General features: G+C 66.3%; 19 protein-coding genes and 1 pseudogene. 9 read left to right on the forward strand and 11 right to left on the reverse strand.

The genetic code is table 11. The annotated features are described in order from the left end of the window. Window positions 1-3: 3 nt before the first annotated feature. Genes flgK through U5N23_RS05140 form a run of 4 tightly spaced genes read left to right on the forward strand, consistent with a single transcriptional unit; the run spans window position 4 to window position 4,278 of the window. Window positions 4-1,395, forward strand: a complete 1,392-nt coding sequence (gene flgK / locus U5N23_RS05125; RefSeq protein ID WP_322591753.1) for a flagellar hook-associated protein FlgK — start codon at window positions 4-6, stop codon at window positions 1,393-1,395. A gap of 20 nt (window positions 1,396-1,415) precedes the next feature. Further along, window positions 1,416-2,324: a flagellar hook-associated protein FlgL gene (gene flgL, locus U5N23_RS05130; RefSeq protein ID WP_322591754.1), complete on the forward strand. Its 909-nt coding sequence runs from the start codon at window positions 1,416-1,418 to the stop codon at window positions 2,322-2,324. Continuing rightward, entirely contained in the window at window positions 2,324-3,361 is a 1,038-nt protein-coding gene (locus tag U5N23_RS05135; RefSeq protein WP_322591755.1) for a hypothetical protein, read from the forward strand. Before flgL ends, U5N23_RS05135 begins: the two co-directional genes overlap by 1 nt. 53 nt (window positions 3,362-3,414) lie before the next feature. After that, complete coding sequence (locus tag U5N23_RS05140; protein ID WP_322591756.1) at window positions 3,415-4,278, forward strand: TIGR00730 family Rossman fold protein; 864 nt, start codon at window positions 3,415-3,417, stop codon at window positions 4,276-4,278. Between the two features lie 51 nt (window positions 4,279-4,329). Here the strand turns inward: U5N23_RS05140 and U5N23_RS05145 are convergent, their stop codons facing one another. From U5N23_RS05145 to U5N23_RS05185, 9 genes and pseudogenes are all read right to left on the reverse strand, one after another. Then, the gene (locus U5N23_RS05145; RefSeq protein ID WP_322591757.1) at window positions 4,330-5,382 is read right to left on the reverse strand and encodes a FecR family protein; all 1,053 of its coding nucleotides are present in this window, start codon (window positions 5,380-5,382) and stop codon (window positions 4,330-4,332) included. Window positions 5,383-5,401: 19 nt separating this feature from the next. After that, window positions 5,402-6,742, reverse strand: a complete 1,341-nt coding sequence (locus U5N23_RS05150) for a hypothetical protein (RefSeq protein ID WP_322591758.1) — start codon at window positions 6,740-6,742, stop codon at window positions 5,402-5,404. Window positions 6,743-6,919: 177 nt separating this feature from the next. Further along, window positions 6,920-8,094, reverse strand: a pseudogene (locus U5N23_RS05155) (MFS transporter). Beyond that, window positions 8,091-9,875, reverse strand: a complete 1,785-nt coding sequence (gene rmuC, locus U5N23_RS05160; protein ID WP_322591759.1) for a DNA recombination protein RmuC — start codon at window positions 9,873-9,875, stop codon at window positions 8,091-8,093. Before rmuC ends, U5N23_RS05155 begins: the two are co-directional and overlap by 4 nt. Before the next feature lie 76 nt (window positions 9,876-9,951). Next, window positions 9,952-10,938: a D-glycerate dehydrogenase gene (locus U5N23_RS05165; protein ID WP_322591760.1), complete on the reverse strand. Its 987-nt coding sequence runs from the start codon at window positions 10,936-10,938 to the stop codon at window positions 9,952-9,954. A gap of 18 nt (window positions 10,939-10,956) precedes the next feature. Then, window positions 10,957-12,366 carry a sodium:proton antiporter gene (locus U5N23_RS05170; protein WP_322591761.1) on the reverse strand — a complete coding sequence of 470 codons (1,410 nt, stop codon included), beginning with the start codon at window positions 12,364-12,366 and terminating at the stop codon, window positions 10,957-10,959. A 55-nt stretch (window positions 12,367-12,421) separates the two neighbouring features. Further along, window positions 12,422-13,642, reverse strand: a complete 1,221-nt coding sequence (gene pncB / locus U5N23_RS05175; protein ID WP_322591762.1) for a nicotinate phosphoribosyltransferase — start codon at window positions 13,640-13,642, stop codon at window positions 12,422-12,424. Window positions 13,643-13,777: 135 nt separating this feature from the next. Then, window positions 13,778-14,236, reverse strand: coding sequence for a thioesterase family protein (locus tag U5N23_RS05180; RefSeq protein WP_322591763.1), 459 nt, complete (start codon window positions 14,234-14,236; stop codon window positions 13,778-13,780). Further along, window positions 14,233-15,210, reverse strand: coding sequence for a histone deacetylase (locus U5N23_RS05185; protein ID WP_322591764.1), 978 nt, complete (start codon window positions 15,208-15,210; stop codon window positions 14,233-14,235). The genes U5N23_RS05180 and U5N23_RS05185 overlap by 4 nt, the downstream gene beginning before the upstream one ends. A 200-nt stretch (window positions 15,211-15,410) precedes the next feature. Between U5N23_RS05185 and U5N23_RS05190 the strand changes: the two genes are divergently transcribed. The 4 genes from U5N23_RS05190 (at window position 15,411) to U5N23_RS05205 (ending at window position 20,363) form a co-directional block, all read left to right on the forward strand. Further along, window positions 15,411-15,959, forward strand: a complete 549-nt coding sequence (locus U5N23_RS05190; RefSeq protein WP_322591765.1) for a phasin family protein — start codon at window positions 15,411-15,413, stop codon at window positions 15,957-15,959. Between the two features lie 347 nt (window positions 15,960-16,306). Beyond that, window positions 16,307-17,359 (forward strand): extracellular solute-binding protein, encoded by a 1,053-nt coding sequence (locus tag U5N23_RS05195; RefSeq protein ID WP_322591766.1) that lies wholly within the window; start codon window positions 16,307-16,309, stop codon window positions 17,357-17,359. 225 nt (window positions 17,360-17,584) lie between these two features. Then, window positions 17,585-18,343 carry a 3-hydroxyacyl-CoA dehydrogenase gene (locus U5N23_RS05200; protein ID WP_007857914.1) on the forward strand — a complete coding sequence of 253 codons (759 nt, stop codon included), beginning with the start codon at window positions 17,585-17,587 and terminating at the stop codon, window positions 18,341-18,343. 166 nt (window positions 18,344-18,509) lie between these two features. Continuing rightward, a complete protein-coding gene (locus U5N23_RS05205; protein WP_322591489.1) occupies window positions 18,510-20,363 on the forward strand; it encodes a hypothetical protein in 1,854 nt (617 codons plus the stop codon). A 179-nt stretch (window positions 20,364-20,542) separates the two neighbouring features. On the opposite strand, the gene U5N23_RS05210 is transcribed toward U5N23_RS05205, so the two are convergent. Further along, on the reverse strand, window positions 20,543-20,785 hold the full coding sequence (locus U5N23_RS05210) for a TIGR04438 family Trp-rich protein (RefSeq protein WP_063461808.1): 243 nt from the start codon (window positions 20,783-20,785) through the stop codon (window positions 20,543-20,545). Window positions 20,786-20,900: 115 nt separating this feature from the next. Between U5N23_RS05210 and U5N23_RS05215 the strand changes: the two genes are divergently transcribed. Then, complete coding sequence (locus U5N23_RS05215) at window positions 20,901-21,206, forward strand: c-type cytochrome (RefSeq protein WP_063461807.1); 306 nt, start codon at window positions 20,901-20,903, stop codon at window positions 21,204-21,206. 262 nt (window positions 21,207-21,468) lie between these two features. On the opposite strand, the gene acs is transcribed toward U5N23_RS05215, so the two are convergent. Continuing rightward, on the reverse strand, window positions 21,469-23,463 hold the full coding sequence (gene acs / locus U5N23_RS05220) for an acetate--CoA ligase (protein WP_322591767.1): 1,995 nt from the start codon (window positions 23,461-23,463) through the stop codon (window positions 21,469-21,471). Window positions 23,464-23,526: the final 63 nt, after the last annotated feature.

The raw sequence follows: 23,526 nt of genomic DNA on the forward strand, positions 1-23,526 counted from the left end.
TTCATGAGCATGCTCACCAACGCGCTGTCGGGCGCACTCGCCGCGCGCACCGCGCTCACGGTCACCAGCCAGAACGTGGCCAATGTCATGACGGTGGGCTACACCCGCCAGGGCGTGGTGCTGACCTCGGCCCAGAGCGCGCGCTCGGGCCCGTTCGCGGCCGGCGACGGCGTGAACACGCCCGCGCTGATCCGCTTCAGCGACGACTACAAGAGCCTGCAGATGTGGCAGGCCGCTACCAACAAGGGCCAGCATGCCGCCACCCAGCCCTACCTGACCCAGCTCGAACAGGTGATGGGGGACGACAGCGCCAGCATCAACGCCGCGCTGGATGGCTTCTACAGCGCGCTCAATGCCGCCAGCGTGGAGCCCACATCGAGCCCGCTGCGCCAGCAGGTCATCAGCGCTGCCGACGCTCTGGCCAAGCGCTTCAACAACCTGAACCAGGTGCTGGCAGGCCAGCGCAGCGCCGTGAACCAGCAGCGCACGGCCACGGTCACCCAGGTGAACGCACTGGCCGCCGACATCGCCGCGCTGAACCAGAAGATCTCGGCCGCATCGGCCACCGGCGCCAGCCCCTCGGGCCTGATGGACGAGCGCGACAACAAGATCGATGCCCTGTCCGCCCTGGTCGGCCTGCAGGTGGTGAGCCAGCCCGACGGAACGCGCGACCTCGCGCTGCGCAGCGGCCAGCCGCTGGTGGCCGGCGCCATCGCGGGCACGCTGGAAGTCGAGACCGACGCCAGCGGCACGCAAAGCCTCAAGGTGGGTTTCGCCAAGGAGAGCTTTCGGGTGCGCAACGACAACCTGGGCGGCGAGCTCGGCGGCCTCAACGATTTCGAGGGCCAGGCGCTGCAACCCATGCGCGCCGCCATCTCCGACCTGGCGCGCGAGGTGGCGACCCAGTACAACGCCGTGTTCGAGAGCGGCTACGCCATGAACAGCACGGCGGCCACGCCCGTGAACGGCAAGGCCCTGTTCGTGTACGACGCTTCGAGCTCCAACGCCATGCTCACGCTCAACCCCGCGATCACGCAGCAGGACCTGGGCTTTTCGTCCAACCCCGGCCTGCAGGGCAACAGCGACAAGCTGATCGAGGCCATCAACCTCAAGAAGCAGCCGGCCACCATCACCTCCCTGGGCACGGTGCTGCTCGGCGACGTCTATACCCAGCTGGTGAGCCGCCTGGGCACGAGCAGCCAGCAAAACAGCACCGCCCTGTCGGTGGCCGAGACCGTGCGTGTCTATGCCGAAAGCAACTGGAAATCCACCAGCGGCGTCAACGAGGACGAGGAAGCCATCAACCTCGTGCAGTACCAGCAGATGTACCAGGCCAACATGAAGGTCATCGCCGTGTCCAACGAGCTGTTCGACAGCACGCTGGCCATGCTCTGAGCAGGCACCAAGGAATCGGCATGCGCATTTCGAGCACCCAGTACCACGCCACGATGAACCAGGCCTTGCAGAACGCCAATGCGCGCCTGGAACATGTGATGAAGCAGATGGCCTCGGGCCAGCGCTACCTGCTGCCATCGGACAATCCGGTGGCGAATGTGCGCCTGTCGCGCATGGTGCGCGAAGAGGCCACGCTCACGCAGTACCGCGACAACATCGCGGCCCTCAAGACGCGCCTCACGCAGAACGAAACCACGCTCGGCAGCACGGTCAAGGACATGCTGGACGCGCGCGATCTGGTGGTCTGGGCCGCCGACGGCGCCAATGCCTCGGAGGACCTGCAGGCCATGTCCAGTTCGCTGGCCGCCCTGCGCGACAGCCTGTTCTACACCGCCAATACCCAGGACCAGGAAGGCCGCTCACTGTTCTCGGGCACGCTCACGAATGCGCCGACGATCACCGACAACGGCGCCGGCACATCGCCGCGCTACCAGTTCACGGGCAACACGGCCCGGCAGGCAGTGGTGGTGGGCGAAGGCATCACCCAGGCGGCCAATGTGAGCCTGGACGAGATGGACGACCTGCTCAACCAGCTGGAAAGCGCCGTCAACACCCTGAGCGTGCCGGGCGTGAGTGCGAACGACCCCGCCACCCGCGCGGTCGTCACGGCCACCCTGCAAAGCCTGGACGACACCCTGAGCAGCGTCAACGGCAAGATCGCAGGCCTGGGCGGGGCGCAGAACATCCTGGACACGCTCGACAGCAACCACGGCAGCGTCAGCGTGGCCAATCAGCAGTCCATGATCACACTGGGCCAGCTCGACTACGGCGAGGCCGCCACGCGCCTGAGCGCCTACAGCACGGCGCTGCAGGCCACGCAGAAGTCCTACAGCAAGGTCAGCGGGCTGTCGCTGTTCGACCTGATCTGATGCAGCTCACACCGCTTTCCGCCTCCGATCGCAGCACGGCCCTGTCGTCCCGGGTGGGCGCGGCCGGCGCGGCCCAGCGCCCCGAGGCCGTCGCAGCCGGGTCCACACCCGCCACGCCGCCGGCGGCCCTGTTCACCCTGCCGCGCCCGGGCGTGGGAGTGGTCTCGCCCGAGTTCAACCAGAACGTGGCGAGCGCCCAGCAGGCCCTGTCCTTCCTGGGTGAGCTGTCGGGCCAACTGCAAAACCTGAAGGGGCAGATCAGCCGCCAGCTCACGGGCAGCGCATCCAGCCCCAGCGCGCTCGATGGCGCGCAGCGGCGCCTGGCACAGCTGTGGGACGCGCGCGCCGAGCGCAGCGGCTACCGCCTGGACAGCCAGCTCGCCTACAGCCCCGAGGCACCAGCCCGGCAGCGCTTTCGCCTGCGCGGCCTGGACGCCCGCACCCTGGCATCGGCCAGTGCGGAAACCGTGGCGCTCTCGCTCACCGGCACGCAGCGCCAGGCCATGAGCGTGCGCCTGGACCCGAACCTGGCCCCCGAGGCCCAGGCCCGGCGCCTGGACCAGGCGCTGGCCCCGGCTGGCATCCGTGCGCACCCCAGCGCCCAGGGCGACATCGACTTCAGCGTGGCCGAAACCGAGTGGCCCCGCGTGCGCGACCAACTCACCGTCAAGGGCGAGGGCAAGCGCTTCGCGACCGGCCAGTTCGTGCGTGCCCGTACCGAACCCGAGACCCCCTTGCTGGCCCCCGAGCGCTGGCAACTCGATACGCCCGAGGGCCTGCGCCAGGCCCTTCCCCAGATCCTGCGCGCCGAGCAGCAGAGCCAGCACAGCCGCAGCCTGATCGAGCGCAGCCTCGCCGCAGCCAGCCAAGCGCTCGATCGGTCCGCAGCGGCCCAGGGGGCGCCGGCCGCGCAGCGCTTTGCCGACCGCTTCACCGCGCAGACCGCAGAGCCCAACTACCCGCTGCTCGCGACACTCTCGCCAAGCCTGCAGGGCCTGCCGCGACCACGCATCGACCGGCTGCTGGCACTGGGCTGACAGCGGCACCCCGGCAGGTGCTGCGGTCATGAATCCGCGCCACAATGGGGCCTATGGAAGCAAATACCCAACTCAATGAAAGCCGCCTGGCCGATGCCTGGGCGGAGTTGCAAAACCACGCCGCCAGCGGCAACCCCCTGCACGCCGATGCCTACCGCCTCGCGTTCGCCGACCCTGAATTCCTGTTCCGCCGCGAGACCCGTGGCATCCGCTTCCAGCTGGAAATGCTCAAGCCCGACCTTGGCCAGGCCGCGCAGGGCATCGAGAGCACCGTGGTGGTCTATGGCAGCGCCCGCTTCGTTGCCCCCGACGAAGCTGCCGAGCAGTTGGCTGCGGCCGAGGCCGGTGGTGACGAGGCGGTCATTGCCAAGGCGCGGCAGGCCGTGCGCAATGCGCGCTACTACGACCTGGCGCGCCAGTTCGCCCGCCTGGTGGCCGAGCACAGCGAGCGCAATGCGCCGGCCGACCGCATCTACGTGTGCACCGGAGGTGGCCCCGGTATCATGGAAGCCGCCAACCGCGGCGCCCACGATGTGGGTGCGCTCAACGTGGGCCTGAACATCGCCCTGCCCCACGAGCAGAGCGGCAACCGCTTCATCTCGCCCTCGCTGTGCTACAAGTTCCATTACTTCGCGCTGCGCAAGATGCACTTCATGATGCGTGCCAAGGCGCTGGTGGCCTTCCCAGGCGGCTTCGGCACGCTGGACGAGCTGTTCGAGGTGCTGACCCTGGTGCAGACCGGCAAGGCCAAGCCCGTGCCCATCGTGCTCTTCGGCACCGACTACTGGAAGCGCCTGGTCAACTTCGACGTGCTGGTCGAAGAGGGCACGATCTCGCCACAGGACCTCAAGCTTTTTCACTACACCGATGACCCCCAGGAAGCCTGGGACCTGATCAAGGCGTTCTACAAGATCTGAAGTCGCTGCGCGCCCACGGGCAGCGGCGCTGCATGCCCTGCCGATCCGCAATCAGCGTATCGGTGGCGGTGGCGGGGGCAGCAGGATCACCCCTGGCGGCAGCACGAAGATGGGCGTGGTCGGCGGCGGCCGGGGCGGCGTTGTCGTGGCGCCGGGCGTGGTGCCCGTGACCGTGCCGGTGCTGGGCGGCGGTGGAGGCACGACCTCCGGTGGCGGCACCGGTACCGGCGCAGGACCCGGAGCAGGTATCGGCGGGAGCACCGGACCCGGTGGCGGGGCTGGGGGTGGGGGCGGCGGCGGGGGTACCGGAACCGGTGCTGGCGGCGGAGGCGGTGGTGGAGGTGGCGGCGGCACGGGCGCGACCGGGTCCACCACCGGCGGCGGAGGCGGCACATGCACCGGTGGTGGTGCAGGTGGTGGTGGTGGCGGCGGAATCACGAACACGCTGGTGCGGTGGCCATCGCCGCCCAACTGATCGCCCGCCATCTGCGGCAGGGGCAGCGCGGGCAAGGGCAGCAGTGCGCGCGTGTTCGTGTACACCGGCAGCGTCTGGCTGGACAGCACCAGCACCGATTCGCCGGCCTTCACCCCGACACAGCCCGCCTCGGTACAGACCTCGATCTCGTCCTGCTCGCCGGCCACCGTGAGCTGGCCCTGCGCATTGAAGCCCACCAGGAAGGCCGAACCCCGGATGCCCACCACCGCCGTGGGCGTGATGACCTTGTAGCTGCCCGGGTTGCGCTTGCCGATCAGGCCCGTGATCGCACGCATGCCGCCGCGCAGCAAGGTCACCGCAAAGGCGTCCTGTGCCACATCGCCGCTGTCGGAGTAGCGGGTCACGGTGAACTGCGAGCCCGGGTACAGCGCCACCAGGCCACCGTCGGTGAAGCGGATCTGGGCCCGCCCGGCACTGCCGGTGAGGAGCACATCGCCCGTCTCCACTTCGGCGCCCTTGGCCACGCCGCTGGTGGCATCGCCCCGGCGCAGGCTGACCTCGCCGGTGGCAAATTGCACCAGGCCGGCGGCGGCTAGGCCCGACGCCGGCCATGCGGCCACCATGGCCATGAGCAGCGCGATGCGGGACAGGCGAGGTTCGGTTTTCATGGCTGCGCCTCTTCTGTGGTCAAAACTCGCGCCGAATGGTGACGGACCAGATGCGCCGCCGGTATTCGGAGACTGGCAGGGTGGAATCGTTGTGCGTGCCGGTCCACTGCGGCGTGATGCGCCAGGCCGTGGCGGGAACCCATGACACCCCCAGCGAGGCATTCACCTGCCGGTCGCGCCGCACCACGGCAAAGAACGGGTCGGTCGCGCCATAGCGGCGCCGCTCCCAGTCCAGGTTGGCGAACAGTGCCCAGTTGCGTGCCAGCGCCAGCTGTCCACCGGCACGCACACCGACCAGCCGGTGGCCGAGGTAGTCCACACCGGCTGCATCGGGCTCTTCGCGCCCGCCGTGCACGCCCGCGTAGGCCAAGCTGCCGTCGCGGAACACATGGGCATACGAGGTGCCCAGCACCGTGCGCTGCACGTCGCGCAGCGGCTGCGTGGGGTAGTGCAGGCGCGCCGACTGCACAAAGCTGCCCCATTGGCGAAAACCGTCGAGCCGGTAGATCCACTCGCCCAGCAGCCCGCCGATGCTGCGCAGCCGCGTGCCATCGAGCGCATAGTAGGCGCCCTGCCCCTGCACGATGAACTCGTGGCGCTCCGAGCGCCAGGACACGCCGGCGCTGGCGTCGAACTGGTCGGCATCGAATGCGCCGGCGCCACCCTCGTTGCGGCGCGGCGTGCCCACCGCCGCGCCAACCAGCGACCAGCGCGCGTCCATCACGTAGCGCCCACGCACCGCCACCAGCGCCGCCAGGAAATCGGCCGACCGCGCCAGGGCCGAGGGCGCCAGCGTCCAGGCCGGCGTGCCCGGCACGGGCGATGGCAGCAGCATCGATGCCGGTCCGGCGTTCACATTGGAGTCGTGGCCCAGCGCCAGTTCGGCATAGCCCTTGAGGCTGGAGCCGCCCTCGCTCGCAGCCCGGTCGTAGGAGACCAGGAACTGGTCGATGCTGAGGGCCGCATCCACCGGAATGCCCTGTGCCCGGGCCAGGTCGGACAAGGCGAGCACGCCACGCTGGTCGCCCACGGCGTACAGCGCACGGGCCAGCGCCACCTGCGCGGCCATGTTGTCCGGCTGCACTGCCACCACGCGCTCCCAGGCCATCACGGCACGGCTGTACTGCCCTGCGGCATGGGCGGCATTGCCCATGGCGGCATCGAAGGCCGGGTCGCCCGCGCGGGCTGCCTCCTGCGCATCGAGCAGGTCGAAGGCCTCGCGTGCTGCGCCGCGCTGCACCAGAGTCTGCGCCTGGTCAATCAGCGCATCGGCCTGCGCCGCACCCAGGGGCGCCAGCCAGAGCAGGGATGAAAAGGCCAGCGGCCATGCGCCGCAGCGGGCAAGACGAAAAACACCCATGGGAAGTCTCCTCATGTGGGTTGGGCGTCTTGCCCCGGCAAAGCCGCAGTTCACCCGGCCGGCCACCACCCGAAGGCCGGGCCGGCCATGCAGCTTTTTGCAAACGATGTGAGCAGACGCTACCGAAATCTACTCCGATTTCAGCAGCACCGGCGTTTTTTTACAAAACAGCCGCCATCAATGCACGGCCTGCGGCTTGCCCATGTTCCAGGCCAGGCGTGCCCCGGCCCCCACGGCGGCACCCACCACCCAGAACACCCCGCCCACGCCGATCACGGCACCGGCGGTGCCGAACAGCATGGGCATGAGCACGCTCGATGCATTGATGGCCATCAGGCGCAGGCCCAGTGCCTCGCCATGGCGGTGCGAGGGGGTGATCTGGTGCAGCAGGCTCATCACCATGGGCTGCACCGAACCGAGTGCAAAGCCCAGCAGCACCGAACACACGCCCATGGTGAGCGCGGTGGGCATCACCGGGTACACCGCGAACAGCGCCGCCGTGGCGACCATGGCCACGGCCACCACCACGCGCTCGCGCAGGTGCTCGGCCACCAGGGGCATCAGCACGCGGATGGCGGCGGCGGCAATCGCGAATGCCCCCAGGATGGAGCCGATGACCGATGCCGACAGGCCGCGCTCGTGCCCGATCAGCGGCACCACGAAGGTGTGCACATCCCAGCACGAAGACAGTATCCAGTTGACGATGAGCAGGCGCCGGAACGGCGGCTCGTTCATCAGGTCCCAGGCGCGCTGGGGCGGTCCGCCGGCTGCGGCGATCACCGGGGGCAGCTCCACCGTGTCGCGCACCCAGAACCAGGTGGCCAGCGGCAGCAGCGCCATGAGCGCGAACGCAGCGCGGTAGCCCTGGGTGTCGCCAGCGATGACGCCGGCATGGTCGATCATGAGCCCGGCGCAGAACGGCCCGATGAAGTTGGACACCGCCGGCCCGATGGCCAGCCAGCTGAACACCTGCTTGAGCGCCGTGGCATCGTGCGCCGCGCGCCCCACATGGCGCTGCAGTGCAATCGTGGCTGCGCCCGTGGCCCCCCGGTGGCCAGCGCCGCCAGGCACAGCACGGGGAACACCGGGAACACCAGCGCAGCCGCAGAGCCCGCAGTGGCCACGGCCACGGCATAGCCCACCGGGCGCTTCAGGCCATGGCGGTCGGCGTAGCGCCCGGCCGGCAGGGCCAGGAACACCTGCGTGAGCGCGAACAGCGCCAGCAGCACGCCCACGGCGGCGGCGCTGTAGCCCTCGCGCAGGGCCAGCAGGGGGGCGGCCAGGCGCATGCCCGCCATGCAGGCATGGATGCAGATCTGGCCGGCGATCAGGCGGGCCAGCGCCGCGTTCACAGCAGATCGTCCTGGGCGTCCGCCGCCGACATCGGCGGTCGCAGCTTGGGCACGGCGCCAGCCACATCGGGTGCGGGCAGGTCCTGCACATCGCGCAGGCGCTTCTGGATGGCACGGGTGCGCACACCCACTTCTTCAAAGCGCTTGGCGGCGGAGTCGATGGATTTCTTGGTCGCCTCGACCACATCGCCGAACTTGGCGAACTCGGTCTTGACCATGCCCAGCAGGCTCCAGACCTCGGACGAGCGCTTTTCGATGGCCAGGGTCTTGAAGCCCATCTGCAGGCTGTTGAGCATGGCCGCCAGGTTGGCCGGGCCGGTGATCATCACGCGGCAGTCGTTCTGCAGCGCCTCCACCAGGCCGGGGCGGCGGATCACCTCGGCGAACAGGCCCTCGGTGGGCAGGTAGAGCACGGCGAAATCGGTGGTGTGCGGAGGCGAGACGTACTTGGCAAAGATCTTCTTGCCTTCGAGCTTGATCGAGGCCTCGAAGGCGTTGCCGGCCGAGGCGATGAGCCCCTTGTCCGCCGCGTCCTGCGCATCCATCAGGCGCTGGTACTGCTCCACCGGGTACTTGGAGTCGATGGGCAGCCACACGGGGTGCTCGTCGCTCTTGCCCGGCAGGCGGATGGCGAATTCCACTAGGTCATCGCTGCCCGGCACGGTCTTCACGTTGCGCGCGAACTGGTCGGGCGTGAGCACGTTCTCGATGATGGCCCCGAGCTGCATTTCGCCCCAGGTGCCGCGCGACTTCACGTTGGTCATCACGCGCTTCAGGTCCCCCACGCTGCCGGCCAGGGTCTGCATTTCGCCCAGGCCCTTGTGCACCTGCTCCAGGCGGTCGCTCACCAGCTTGAAGGACTCGCCCAGGCGCTGCTCCAGCGTGGCGTGCAGCTTTTCGTCCACCGTGCGGCGCATCTCTTCGAGCTTGGTGGAGTTGTCGGCCTGGATGGCGGCCAGGCGCTCGTTGAGCGCGTTGCGCAACTGCTCTGCGTTGGTCTGGCTGCCCTGCAGCATGCCGGTGAGCTGCTGCGATACGGCATCCTGCAGCACCGAGAACTGGTGGCGGATCTGGTTGCCATTGGCTTCGAGCTGGTCCTTGAGCGCGCCGGACATGGTGCCCAGCTGGCTCTGGATGTCGCCCTTGAGCGAGTCGAGCGTGGTGCGCGTGGCCTGGGTCAGCGCCTCGAAGCGCTCCTGGATGCGCTTTTCGAACAGCACAGCGCTCTCGGCCATGGCTTCGCGCGACTTGACGCTTTCGGCCGCCAGCCCGGCCGTGGTGGTGGTGAGCTCGGTGCGAAAACCCGTGAGCGTGTCCGACAGTTCCTTGCGCGCCACGGCCGAATCGGCCTGGCCCTGCGCCAGGTGGGCCAGCAGGGCCTTGCTGCTTTCCTCCAGCCGGCCCGCCACGGACTGCTGCAGCCCGTCGAAGCGCTTGGCCAATTGCCCCTCGAACACGCCGAACGCGGCCAGCAGCTCGGCCCGGCCGTTGCGCGACTCGGTCACGGCCTGGGCCAGGCGCTCGTCCACGGCGTGGCGCACGGTTTCGAGCGTGGCCTGGGTGGTCTGGGTGAAGCCGCGCATCTGCTGGGCCAGGGCCTCCATGGCCCCGTCGTTGCGCGCCACCGCCAGTTGCGTGGCCTGGGCCGTCTGCTCCAGCGCCTGCAGGCGGGCCGCCAGTTCGGGCGGTAGATCGACGCGCGGGCGGCGCAGCAGCACGAGCACCAGCAGCAACAGGACAAGGGCCAGCGCGGCCAGCAGGATGAGGGTGTCGGTAGTCAAAAAAGAAGCCTGGCTAAGAGGTTGCGCACCGATGCGGTGCGCGATGGCAGGCGGCTATTGTGAATGCAAAAACGGATCAGCGTGCGCGTGGCACGGGGGTGTTGACAGGGGTCAGCGGTGCCCCGGTCTCGAAGAAGGCGATCAGGTTGTCGGCCGCCAGGTTGGCCATGGCGCGGCGCGTGGGCACGGTGGCGCTGGCGATGTGCGGGGTGAGCACCACGTTGGGCACGGTGAGCAGGTCCGGGTGCACGCTGGGCTCGCCCTCGAAGACGTCCAGGCCCGCCGCCGCGATGCGCTGCTCGCGCAGCGCCACGGCCAGGGCAGCGTCGTCCACGATACCGCCGCGCGCAATGTTGATCAGCGTGGCCGTGGGCTTCATCAGCGCGAGTTCTGCCGCGCCGATGGTGTGGTGCGATGCCGGCGTGTAGGGCACCACCAGCACCACATGGTCGGCCGTGCGCAGCAGCTCGTCCTTGCCCACGTAGCGGGCCTTGCATTCGGCCTCCAGCGCGCCCGACAGGCGCGAGCGGTTGTGGTAGACCACGTTCATGCCGAAGCCGTGGGCACCCCTGCGTGCAATGCCCTGGCCGATGCGCCCCATGCCGATGATGCCGAGCGTGCTGCCATGGATGTCCGAGCCCGAGAACATGTCGTAGCTCCACTTGGTCCACTGTCCGGCGCGCAGGTAGTGCTCGCTCTCGGTCATGCGGCGCGCGGTGGCCATCAAGAGCGCAAAGCCGAAGTCGGCCGTGGTCTCGGTCAGCACGTCGGGCGTGTTGGTGCCCTGCACGCCCGCGGCCGCCATGGCGTCCACGTCGAAGTTGTTGTAGCCCACGGCCATGTTGGCCACGATGCGCAGGCGCGGGGTGGCGGCCAGCAGCCCCGCATCGATGCGCTGGCTGCCGGTGGTGAAGGCGCCGTCCTTGTCGGCCAGGCGCTCGGCCAGCTCGGCCGGGGTCCAGATCACGTCCTCGGGGTTGTCCTGCACCTCGAAGTGCTGGCGCAGGCGCTCGACGATGTCGGGGAAGATCGCGCGGGCGACCAGGATGCGGGGCTTGCTCATGAAAGTTCGATCTCCAGATCAGCGGAACCAGATGAAGGTCATCACAATGAACAGCGGCACCAGGATGCCGCCCGACCACAGCATGTAGCCGAAGAAGCTGGGCATCTTCACGCCCCGGTCTTCGGCAATCGCCTTGACCATCATGTTGGGCGCATTGCCGATGTAGGTGTTGGCGCCCATGAACACCGCGCCCGCCGAGATGGCGGCCAGCGTGGGGGCCAGCGTGGTCATGAGCACGGCCGGATCGCCCCCGGCGGTGTTGAAGAACACCAGGTAGGTCGGCGCGTTGTCCAGGAAGGAGCTGAGCATCCCGGTGGCCCAGAAGTACATGGCCGGGTCGGGCGAACCGTCGGGGCGCGTCACGGCCGAAACCACGGCGCCGAACGGGCCGCTGGTGCCGGCCTTGAGCATGGCGATCACCGGGATGATGGTCAGGAAGATGCCCGCGAACAGCTTGGCCACCTCCTGCATCGGGCCCCAGCCGAACTGGTTGTCCTCGTGCACCTGGGCGGGGGTCAGCTTGAACGACACCAGCGCCACAATGATCAGCCCGACATCGCGCACCAGGCCCGGCAGGCCGACCTCGGCACCGGCGATGGTCCAGGCCACCGGCGACTTCCAGAACCCGCTGACCAGCACCAGGCCCACCACCACACCGAGCAGGGCGAAGTTGAACTTGCCGTCGAAACCGATGGCCCGGCTGTCGGGCGTGGGGTCGGCCGGCAGCAGCTCTTCGCGCCGGTGGTAGAACCAGGAGTCGAGCGCGTAGAAGATGGCCAGCAGCGCGCCCACCAGGAACAGGGTTTCAGGGAAGATCTGGCGCACCGTCCAGAAGAAATCCACGCCCTTGAGGAAGCCCAGGAACAGCGGCGGGTCGCCCAGCGGGGTGAGCGAGCCCCCGGCGTTGGAGACGATGAAGATGAAGAACACCACCACATGCGCCACGTGCTTGCGGTTGTCGTTGGCGCGGATCAGCGGGCGGATCAGCAGCATCGAGGCACCCGTGGTGCCCATGAAGCTGGCCAGCACCGCGCCGATGGCCAAAATGGCCGTGTTCAGCCCCGGGCTGCCATGCAGGTTGCCGCGGATGTAGATGCCGCCGGACACCGTGTACAGCGCCGTGAGCAGGATCACGAAGGGGATGTACTCGGCCACCAGCGCATGCACCAGGCTGATGCCTGCGGCCGGGGCACCGAAAGTCACCGCAAACGGCGCCAGAAAGGCCAGGCCCCAGACGGCCGCCACCTTGCCGAAATGGTGGTGCCAGAAGCCCGGTGCCAGCAGGGGCATGAGGGCGATGGACAAGAGCAGTCCCGCAAACGGCACCCCCCACAGCACCGACAGGCTGCTGCCATCGATGTCCGCCGCCATGGCAAGGCCCGGCAGCGCCGCAAGGCCCGGGAGGGCCAGCCAGCGTGAAATCTTCATATGCATGTCTCCATTACTCGAAACGGGGGTGCGCTGCAGGCGCAATGGCGATCGATCAGGCCGAGGCGGGTATCTCGAACACCTGGCGCAGGTAGGCCAGGTACTTCTCGTCGTCGCACATGCCCTTGCCGGGCGTGTCCGACAGCTTGGCCACGGGCTGGCCGTTGCACTGCGTCATCTTGATCACCACCTGCAGCGGCTCGTGCTCGGGCGGGCTGCCCAGGTCGTTGGTCAGGTTGGTGCCGATGCCGAAGGCCAGCTGGCAGCGGCCACGGAACTGCTGGTACAGCTCGATGGTGCGCGGCACCGTGAGCGCGTCGCTGAAGATCAGCGTCTTGGTCAGCGGGTCCACGCGGTTCTTGCGGTAGTGGTCCAGCAGGCGCTCGCCCCAGGCAAACGGGTCGCCGCTGTCGTGGCGCGCCCCGTCGAACAGCTTGCAGAAATACAGGTCGAAGTCGCGCAGAAAGGCGCTCATGCCGTACACGTCGGACAGCGCGATGCCCAGGTCGCCCCGGTACTCCTTGGCCCACATCTCGAAGCCGAAGACCTGGCTGTCGCGCAGGCGCGGGCCCAGCGCCTGGCAGGCCTGCAGGTACTCGTGCGCCATGGTGCCCAGCGGCGTCACACCGAGCTTCATCGCATACAGCACATTGCTGGTGCCGGCGAACTGGCCGGGGCCCACCGGCGCGCCGGGCCGGCGGTCGCCCGTGCCCAGGCGCGCGCACAGCACGCGCAGCACTTCCTCGTGCCAGGCGCGCGAAAAGCGCCGGCGCGTGCCGTAATCGGCGATCTTGAGCTCGGACAGGCCATCGGCCTGCAACTGGGCGATCTTGGTGTCCAGCCGGCGGCGGCCTTCGGGAAAATTGGGCACCTTCTGCGTGTTGCGGAAGTACACCTCGTTGACGATGGCCAGCACCGGGATCTCGAATAGGATGGTGTGCAGCCAGGGCCCGCGGATGGTGATCTCGATCTCGCCGTTGTGCTGCGGCGTGATGGTGATGTACTTCTCGTTCAGGCGGAACAGCCCGAGAAAGTCGACGAAGTCGCTCTTGATGAAGCGCATGGAGCGCAGATAGGCCAGCTCGGCGTCCTGGAACTGCAGGCTGCACAGCGAGCGGATCTCGTCGCGGATCTCGTTGGCGTAGGGCGCCAGTTGCACGCCGGGGTTGCGGCACTTGAATCGGTACTCGACCTGCGCCCCGGGGAATTGGTGCAGCACCACCTGCATCATCGTGAACTTGTACAGGTCGGTGTCGAGCAGGCTGGTGATGATCATTGTCGAAGCGGGCCGCAGCGAATGGCCCAGGGAGCGCTGCCAGCCAACGGGCAGCAAAGCCGCACAGTGTAGGCCATCGCAACGATCATTGCAGCGCACGCCGGCAAGGGTTTGCCCCCGTGCCGCCGCGGCCTTTCACCCTGGCATCACCAGCGCCTGCAGCACCTCGCGCAATGGCTCGGGCACGGGCACGGGCCGGCGCGTCGTGCGGTCCACATACACGTGGATGAAGTGCCCGGCAGCGGCGCTTTGGGCCTCGCCGTGGGCGAACAGCCCCACCTCGTAGCGCACACTCGATCCGCCCAGCCGTGCCACGCGGATGCCGGCCTCCACCACCTGCGGAAAGGCCAGCGGCGCAAAGTAGTTGCACTGTGTCTCGATCACCAGGCCGATGGTGTTGCCCGTGTGGATGTCGAGCACGCCCTGCTCGATCAGGTAGGCATTCACGGCGGTGTCGAACCAGCTGTAGTACACGACGTTGTTCACATGGCCGTAGACGTCGTTGTCGGCCCAGCGGGTGCTGATGGAGCGGAAGGTGCGGTAGCTGCTGCGCGCCTGCGGCGCGGGGCGTGGTGCAGGAGAAATGGTCGTCATGGTCCAACGGAGAGGGGTTGCAAGAAATTCTGCCAGCGCTGCTGGTACTGCTGCGCCACGCGCCAGGTGGCGAGCTGGGCCTTGATGGTGTCGGCGATGTCCGTGCCGTAACCGCCTCCCATGGCAAAGGCCACGGGCACACGGCGCTGCCAGGCCCAGTCGAAGACGCGCCGGTCGCGCGCCTCCAGCCCGTCGTGGGTGATGTGAAGGCGCCCCAGGCGGTCGCCCACATGCGGGTCGGCCCCGGCGAGGTACAGCACCAGGCCGGGCGCAAAGCGCTGGTCCAGCGTGTCGAGCGCCTGCTCCAGCGCATGGAGGTATTCATCGTCGCCACAGCCGTCGGGCAACTCCACGTCCAGGTCGCCCGCCTCCTTGCGGAACGGAAAGTTGCGCGCGCCGTGCAGCGACAGGGTGAACACCGAGTCGTCGCCCTGGAAGATGCGCGCCGTGCCATTGCCCTGGTGCACATCGAGGTCGATCACGGCCACGCGCAGTGGCAGCGGGTTGGCGCCCATGGCAGAGGCAGCGCGCGCATGCCCGTCCTGCATCAGCCGCGCGGCCACAGCCATGTCGTTGAACACGCAAAAGCCGCTGCCCTTGTCGGCATAGGCGTGGTGCGTGCCGCCGGCCAGGTTGCCGGCGATGCCCCCGCCCGCGCCACCCGCCATGGCCACTCGGCAGGCCGCGATGGTGGCGCCCACCGAGCGGCGCGCGCGCTCGGCCATGGCCGGGCTCCAGGGAAAGCCGATCTCGCGCTGCGCCGCTGCGGGCAGGGTGCCGTGGGCAATGGCATCGATATAGCCCGGCGTATGGGCCAGGGCCAGTTCTCCATCGGTCGCGGGCGGCGCCACCTGCAGGGCCACGCCGGGCAGGTGGGTGGCCACCGCATCGCGCAGCAGGCGGTACTTGGCCATGGGAAAACGGTGGCCCTCGGGCAGCGGCAGCACGAACTGGTCTGCGTAATAGGCATGCATGACGCCATTGTGGCAACGGCGGCGGTGTTGGGGTGTCACCTCTAAATTGCTGCGGCGCAACAAAAAGCACTTGCAATCATCCACCAAGTCCCTAAAATTCAACCCATGCTGCACTGCAACATGACTCACCAGGTCAACGACAGCGCAGATTGTCTGTAAACCACCTCGGCCCCCCGGGCCTTATTTTTAGGAGATATGACATGTCGCTGACCGCTGAACAAATTCTGGCATCCCACAAGGCCAACATCGAAACCCTGTTCGGTCTGACCACCAAGGCTTTCGAAGGCGTCGAAAAGCTGGTCGAACTGAACGTGACCGCTTCGCGCGCTGCCCTGTCGGAAGCTTCCAGCCACACCCAGGCTTTCCTGGGCGTGAAGGACGCACAAGAACTGCTGGCCCTGCAAGCCGGCCTGTTCCAGCCCCTGGCTGAAAAGACCGCTGCCTACAGCCGTCACCTGTACGACATCTCTTCGGGCACCGCCGCCGAATTCGGCAAGGCTTTCGAATCGCAGGCTGCTGACGCCCAAAAGAGCTTCACCAACCTGGTCGACAGCGCTGCCAAGAACGCCCCCGCCGGTTCCGAAACCGCCGTGGCCGTGATGAAGAGCGCCGTGTCTGCTGCCAACAACGCGTTTGAATCGGTGCAAAAGGCCGTCAAGCAAGCGTCGGACGTGGCCGAAGCCAACTTCAACGCCGTAGCCAGCACCGCTGCCAACGCCGCCAAGACCGCTGCTCCCCGCAAGCGCTAAGCCATCCATTGCGTCTGGAGTGCAGACTCTAGGCGCAACGCAGGGATTACCCTGATAATTCAACCCATGGCCCGGAACGCTGTTCGGGGCCCCCAGTTGTCTCCTTGGATCCTCTCGAAACCCCCGTTTCCTGGATCCAATTCAAAGCCCGGTTACCCCCGGGCTTTTTTTTGTCCGGGTTGCTCCTCATTTTATAGCAGTCGGACGGCCTGCCATTTCACTTGCCACGGATGGATCCACGCCCGTGGAGCACGGCATCAAATCCATCCCTCCCCCTTGGGTTTATTAAGAATAATTCGCGTTTGTTTTATCATCGCACCGTCGTTACACCTCGAAAGATGCATTCCATGTCGAAGACCGTGAAAGCCCTGCTGACCGCCTGCGCACTGGCCGCTGCCGCCGGCGCCGTATCTGCCCAGGAGCAGGTGGTGAACCTGTACTCGGCGCGCCACTACTCCACGGACGAAGCGCTGTACACCGGCTTCACCAAGGCCACGGGCATCAAGATCAACCGCGTGGACGCAGACGACGCCGGCATCCTCGCGCGCCTGAAGGCCGAGGGCACCGCCTCCCCCGCCGACGTGATCCTGCTGGTGGACGCAGCCCGCCTGTACAAGGGCGAGGTCGACGGCCTGTTCCAGCCCATCCAGTCCAAGGTGCTGACCGACGCCATCCCCGCCAACCTGCGCAGCAAGCCTGCGGCCGATGGCGGCATTGCCTGGTTCGGCCTGTCCACCCGCGCCCGCGTGATCGTCTACAACAAGGTCAAGGTGCAGAAGGAAGACGTGGACACCTACGAAGAACTGGGCGACCCCAAGAACAAGGGCAAGCTGTGCATCCGCTCGGGCTCGCACCCCTACAACCTGAGCCTGTTCGGCGCCGTGACCGAGCACATGGGCGAGCAGAAGGCCGAGGCCTGGCTCAAGGGCATGGTGGCCAACCTGGCCCGCGCGCCCAAGGGCGGTGACACCGACCAGATCAAGGCCGTGGCCTCGGGTGAATGCGATATCGCCGTCACCAACAGCTACTACCTGGCGCGCATGATGCGCTCGGGCAAGCCCGAAGACGTGGCCGTGGTCAACAAGGTGGGTGTGGTGTTCCCCAACCAGCAATCCTGGGGCACGCACCTGAACATCGCCGGCGGCGCCGTGGCCAAGAACGCCAAGAACCGCGACAACGCCATCAAGTTCCTCGAATACCTGGCCAGCGCCGAAGCGCAGAACTACTTTGCCAACGGCAACAACGAGTGGCCCGCCGCCAAGGGCCTGAACATCGACAACCCGGCCCTCAAGGCCATGACCGGCAACGCGCCCTTCAAGAGCGAGACCATCCCGATCAGCGCCGTGGGCGCCAACGTGACCAAGGTGCAGCAGATGCTGGACCGCGTGGGCTTCCAATAAGAGCGGCTAACAAAACTCTTCTGGCGTCGTTGCCGCGTCTTGTCGTACTACCCGTACTGCCTGCGACGCGGCGCCTAGCCAGAACCGCTTCGCTGAGTTTTGTTATCCGCTCCAAGCCGACCATGCCGGCTCACAGCACTCTCAGAAAAGCCCGGTAGCATCCGGGCTTTTTTTGCGTTCATAATTGACGTTTACGTTAACGTCAACCTCAGGAGACAGTACATCATGGACATCAAGGGCAAGGTATTCATCGTGACCGGCGGCGCATCGGGCCTGGGCGAAGGCACGGCGCGCATGCTGGCCGCCCAGGGCGGCACCGTGGTCATTGCCGACATGCAGGCCGACAAGGGCGAAGCCGTGGCCAAGGACATCGGCGGCGCCTTCGTGAAGTGCGACGTGAGCAACGAGGCCGACGGCCAGGCCGTGGTGGCCAAGGCCGTGTCGCTGGGCAAGCTGGCCGGCCTGGTGAACTGCGCCGGCATCGCCCCGGCCGAGAAGACCGTGGGCAAGAACGGCGCGCACGCGCTGGCCGTGTTCAGCAAGACCATCACGGTGAACCTGATCGGCAGCTTCAACATGATCCGCCTGGCCGCCGAAGCCATGAGCAAGAACGAGCCCGAAGCCACCGGCGAGCGCGGCGTGCTGATCTCCACCGCCAGCGTCGCCGCCTACGACGGCCAGATCGGCCAGGCCGCCTACGCCGCATCCAAGGGCGGCGTGGTCGGCATGACCCTGCCCATCGCCCGCGACCTGGCGCGCAACGGCATCCGCAACATGACCATTGCCCCCGGCATCTTCGGCACCCCCATGCTGTTTGGCATGCCGCAGGAAGTGCAGGACGCACTGGCCGCCGGCGTGCCCTTCCCCAGCCGCCTGGGTACGCCGCAGGACTATGCCAAGCTGGTCAAGCACATCCTGGAAAACGACATGCTCAACGGCGAAGTGATCCGCCTGGACGGCGCGATCCGCCTGGCACCGAAGTAAGCTCTTTGAAGCACCCGGCAGCGCCCTGGCCTGTGCCGGGGCGTTGTCGTTTACGGAGCCCATCAAGCCCATCGCCCTTGTGGCTAGGCGTTATATAAAAGTGTTGATGCCTTTGGCATAATTCCTTAGACTCCCTCTGAGCGGTTTTGCTCAGAGGGATTTTTTCATGGCAAAGCTCACGGCGGCGGGGTACAGGTTCCCTGCCCCTGCTGACGGGGTACAGGTCAACTTCTGCAAGAACGTCAGCTGCGAGGCGTTCGGCGTCCCTGAAACGCTGCACCGCGTCAGACGGTCCAAGTTCTCTCTCCCGGCCGCGGGGGACTACATCCGAGGGGGTGAGGCCGACAGGGTTCGGATGGTTTGCGCCTTGTGCGGCAGCAAGAATCCGTTGAGAAGCAACGCCGCCATCGTCGAAGAGCGGCGACGCCTGAACCAAAGCTCGTTTGACACCGAGGCTCCGGGCTGCCCTAACGAAACCTGTGACAACCATGGCTTCCTTGTGTCTGAAGCTGGTCGGTACGCCAGGTTCGGCAAAACCAAGTCGGGCACTGCGCGTTGGCGTTGCAACGGCTGCAAGAAAACCTTCTCAGAGAAAGGTAAACCCTTGCTGCGTCAACGCATGCCACACAAAAACCGGGACGTCTTCGCGCTCCTGGTGAACAAAATGCCGTTGCGCCGGATTTGCGAGGTAACAGGGCTCGGGGCGCCGGCGGTCTACGGAAAAATCGATTTCATTGGCCGGCAGTGCCAGGCGTTTGTCGCTGACAGGGAAAAGAAGCTCTACGAGGGCATGTCCTTGCCCAAGATGTACTTGGCTGTGGACCGCCAGGTTCACAACGTGAATTGGTCCAGTCGGCGCGACCGACGCAACGTCCAGCTTAGTGCCATTGGCAGTGCGGACCTCGACAGCGGCTACATCTTCGGGTTCCACCTGAACTTCGACCCGGCACTCGACCCCGTTGAGGTTGAGCGCGACGCCTCACGCCTGGGGGACCTTGGCACGTACGAGCCTTATCGCCATTACGCGAGGGTTTGGCTGAGCGCTGATTACGAAGCCGCGGTGCTCCGTGCGGCCGCCACGCCAAAGCGGAATCGACGCCGGTTGTCTGGGAGCGAAGACGCCAAGCTGCGCGTAGATATCGCGAACGACTATGACGAAACCGGGGCGCGGGCGGACGTAGAAGTAGCCGAATCGACCACCCGGGATACTGCGCTCCCTCAGCTGGGGATGCTCATCAAGGAGCAGTACACCATGCACGGCCACTTCCAGGCGCTGGCACGCATGTTGGCTGGTGCCGAAAAGGTTCGGTTCTATCTGGACCAAGACAGTGGCATGCGGGCCGCGTTCCTTGGAGCATTCGCAGCGCGCGTCACGGACCGTAGCGCGGACGCCTGGTACGTAAGAATTCTCAAGGACGCCACTATCCATGAAAAGGAGCGGGCCGTTCAAGAAGCAAAGATGCGTCTCGCAGAGGCCAAGCGCAGGTTCCCTACCCTCACCCAAGCACACCTTCTCCGTGAGTTGATGAAAGAGGAGATGGGGCGAGTGCGGGCCGTGGGTCCCTTCCACGACCTGTGGTTATCGCACCCACTTCCAAACATGAGCGAGCCAGTCAAGGAGGTGTGCTGGCTGACCGACATGGGCGATTACGACACAGAGCACGCTGCGAACTTGTACTTGAAGGCGAGCCTTCACGCGATTGACCGCTTCTTCATGCAGACGCGCCGCCTGCTGTCGCTGGCTGAGCGCTCAATCGTTACTGCGAGCGCCGAACGAAGGGTTTGGTATGGTTACTCCGCCTACAAGCCCGAGAATCTCGCGCGGGTTCTGCAAATCTTCCGGGTCTATTACAACTATTGCAAGGTAGGCAAGGACAAAAAGACGCCGGCGATGCGCCTGGGATTGGCACGGGCGCCAATCGCGATAGAGCAAGTGCTGTATTACGACCGCCCTGACACGGGCGGCGATAGGGAGGGTCGGGAAGCGAACCGCAAAGCCGGCTCCATTGCCGACCCCTGAACCGCTGAAGAAATCTTCGGCAGAAAAACGCCCTCTGAAACATGATGTCTCAGAGGGCGAATCAAGTGCTCCCGATTAGAGCGTCAACACTTTTATGTAACGCCTAGGAGCAAGGCTCCGGGCGTTTTTTTATTGTCGATAGCCACACACGCCAGCGCCGTATTCGGCGCGCCAGCTGTTCAGCGCGGCTTGCGCGGCTGGATGCCCAGGGCTTCCTTGTGCTTGTTGATACGGTCCTGCTTGCGCTGGTCCATTTTTTCCATGGCCTTGCGCTTGGTGTAGCCCGTGGAATCGGCCCAGGCCCACCACAGCGCTGTGGCACCGAAGGGCGCCAGCACCCACCACCAGGACCAGGCCGCCACGGGGCCGATTTCAAAGTACTTCAGTGCCAGTATGAGAAGGGAAAGACCCAGCAGATACATCGCAATCTCCAGAAAACGCCATCACAGGCCTGATTGATGAGGGACAAGGGTCTGTCAACCCAAGTCACTACAATTCCATTAAAAGCACTGTAACTCAACCACAGGAATTCCCACCATGAAGCGTACCCTGATCACTCTTGCCATGACGCTGTCGGTTGCGGCCCCCGCAATGGCCGACATGGCCCTGGCGACATCGAAGAACTGCATGGCCTGCCACGCGGTGGACAAGAAACTGGTGGGCCCGTCGTACAAGGACGTGGCAGCCAAGTACGCAGGCCAGAAAGACGCCGTGGACAAGCTGGCCGCCAAGATCGTCAAGGGCGGATCTGGCGTTTGGGGCCCCGTTCCCATGCCCGCCAATGCGCAGGTCAACGACGCAGACGCCAAGAAGCTGGCTGCATGGGTGCTGACGCAGAAGTAAGCCACTGTTCAAGCCACTGCGGCTCTGGGGTGCAACGCCCCAAATCCGCAACAAAAAAGCCGCGCCACAGGATATGTGACGCAGCTTTTGTTTTGGGGGCATCGCGGGCGCAGTCTGCGCGACGCCTCCCTGAATCAGTGGGTCTGGGCCAGCTGATCGAGAATTTCAGGGTTCTGTGGCCACGTCACATCGCTGCGCGATATGAGTGTCCACAAACCCCGCAAGCGCTGCGCGCTGGCGCCGTTGCACGGCGCCTCCTGGATCAATTGGCCTTGGCCAATTGATCCAGGATTGCGGGGTTTTCCAACGTTGAGGTGTCCTGCGTGATCGCTTCGCCCTTCGCGATGCTACGCAGCAGGCGGCGCATGATCTTGCCGCTGCGGGTCTTGGGCAGGTTGTCGCCAAAGCGGATGTCCTTGGGCTTGGCAATCGGTCCGATTTCCTTGGCGACCCAGTTGCGCAGTTCGTTGGCGATCTGCTTGGCTTCTTCGCCGGTGGGGCGCGAGCGCTTGAGCACCACGAACGCGCAGATGGCCTCGCCGGTCACGTCGTCGGGGCGGCCTACCACGGCGGCTTCGGCCACCAGGTCAGTCTTGGACACCAGGGCCGATTCGATCTCCATCGTGCCCATGCGGTGGCCCGAGACGTTCAGCACGTCGTCGATGCGGCCGGTGATGCGGAAGTAGCCCCGGTCGGCACTGCGCACGGCGCCATCACCGGCCAGGTAGTAGCCCTTGAGCTCTTCGGGGAAGTAGGCCTTCTTGAAGCGCTCGGGGTCGTTCCAGATGGTGCGGATCATGCTGGGCCAGGGCTTCTTGATGACCAGGATGCCACCCGCGCCGTTGGCGACATCGTTGCCGGTTTCATCCACGATGGCGGCGGCGATGCCAGGCAAGGGCAGCGTGCAGCTGCCGGGCACCAGCGGCGTGGCGCCGGGCAGCGGGGTGATGACGTGGCCGCCGGTCTCGGTCTGCCAGAAGGTGTCCACAATGGGGCAGCGCTCGCCGCCCACGTTCTTGTGGTACCACATCCAGGCTTCGGGGTTGATGGGCTCGCCCACGCTGCCCAGGATGCGCAGGCTCGACAGGTCCGAGCGCGCGGGGTGCACCGCAGCGTCACCCTCGGCCGCCTTGATGAGCGAACGGATGGCGGTGGGTGCGGTGTAGAAGATCGTGCATTTGTGCTTTTCGATCATCTGCCAGAAGCGACCGGCGTTGGGGAAGGTAGGGATGCCTTCAAAGATGATCTGCGTGGCGCCAGCCGCCAGCGGCCCGTAGGCCACATAGGTGTGGCCCGTGATCCAGCCGATGTCGGCCGTGCACCAGAACACGTCGTCGGCCCGCAGGTCGAAGGTCCAGTCCATGGTGAGCTTGGCCCACAGCAGGTAGCCACCGGTGCTGTGCTGCACGCCCTTGGGCTTGCCGGTGGAGCCGCTGGTGTACAGGATGAACAACGGGTGCTCGGCGCCCACGGGCACGGGGGCGCATTCGGTGCTCTGCCCGGCCAGCATCTCGCCAAAGGTCTTGTCGCGCCCGGCCACCATGTTGCAGGCCGTGGCCGTGCGTTGGTAGACGAACACGTTGCGGATGGTGTCGCAGCCCCCCATGGCCAGGGCTTCGTCGATGATGGCCTTGAGCGGCAGCTCCTTGCCGCCGCGCATCTGGTAGTTGGCGGTGATCACGGCCACCGCGCCCGCGTCGATGATGCGCTCCTGCACCGCCTTGGCGCTGAAGCCGCCGAACACCACGCTGTGCGTGGCGCCGATGCGCGCGCAGGCCTGCATGGCGATCACGCCCTCGATGGTCATGGGCATGTAGATCAGCACACGGTCGCCCTTGGCCACGCCGTGGGCCTTGAGCGCGTTGGCAAACTGGCTCACACGCGCAAGCAGTTCCTTGTAGGTGATCTTGGTGACCGTGCCATCGTCTGCCTCGAAGACGATGGCGGTCTTGTTTTCGGTGGGGGTGCCGATGTGACGGTCCAGGCAGTTGGCCGATGCGTTCAGTTCGCCGTCGTCAAACCATTGGAAGAACGGGGCATTCGACGTGTCCAGCGTGCGCGTGAAGGGCTTGGTCCAGTTCACATTCTCACGCGCCAGGCGGGCCCAGAAGCCTTCGAAGTCCTTGTCGGCCTCGGCACACAGTGCGTCGTAGCCCGCCATGCCCGACACGCGGGCGGCCTTGACGACCGCATCGGACGGCGGGAACACGCGGTTCTCGACCAAAACGGATTCGATCGCGGATGTGGGCGCACTCATGGTGTTGTCTCCTGGTTTTGATGGAATTGAAATTGGGCGGTACTGTCGGGCGCAGCACTTACA

Source organism: Acidovorax sp., assembly GCF_034519795.1.
Taxonomy (GTDB): Bacteria; Pseudomonadota; Gammaproteobacteria; order Burkholderiales; family Burkholderiaceae_C; genus Acidovorax.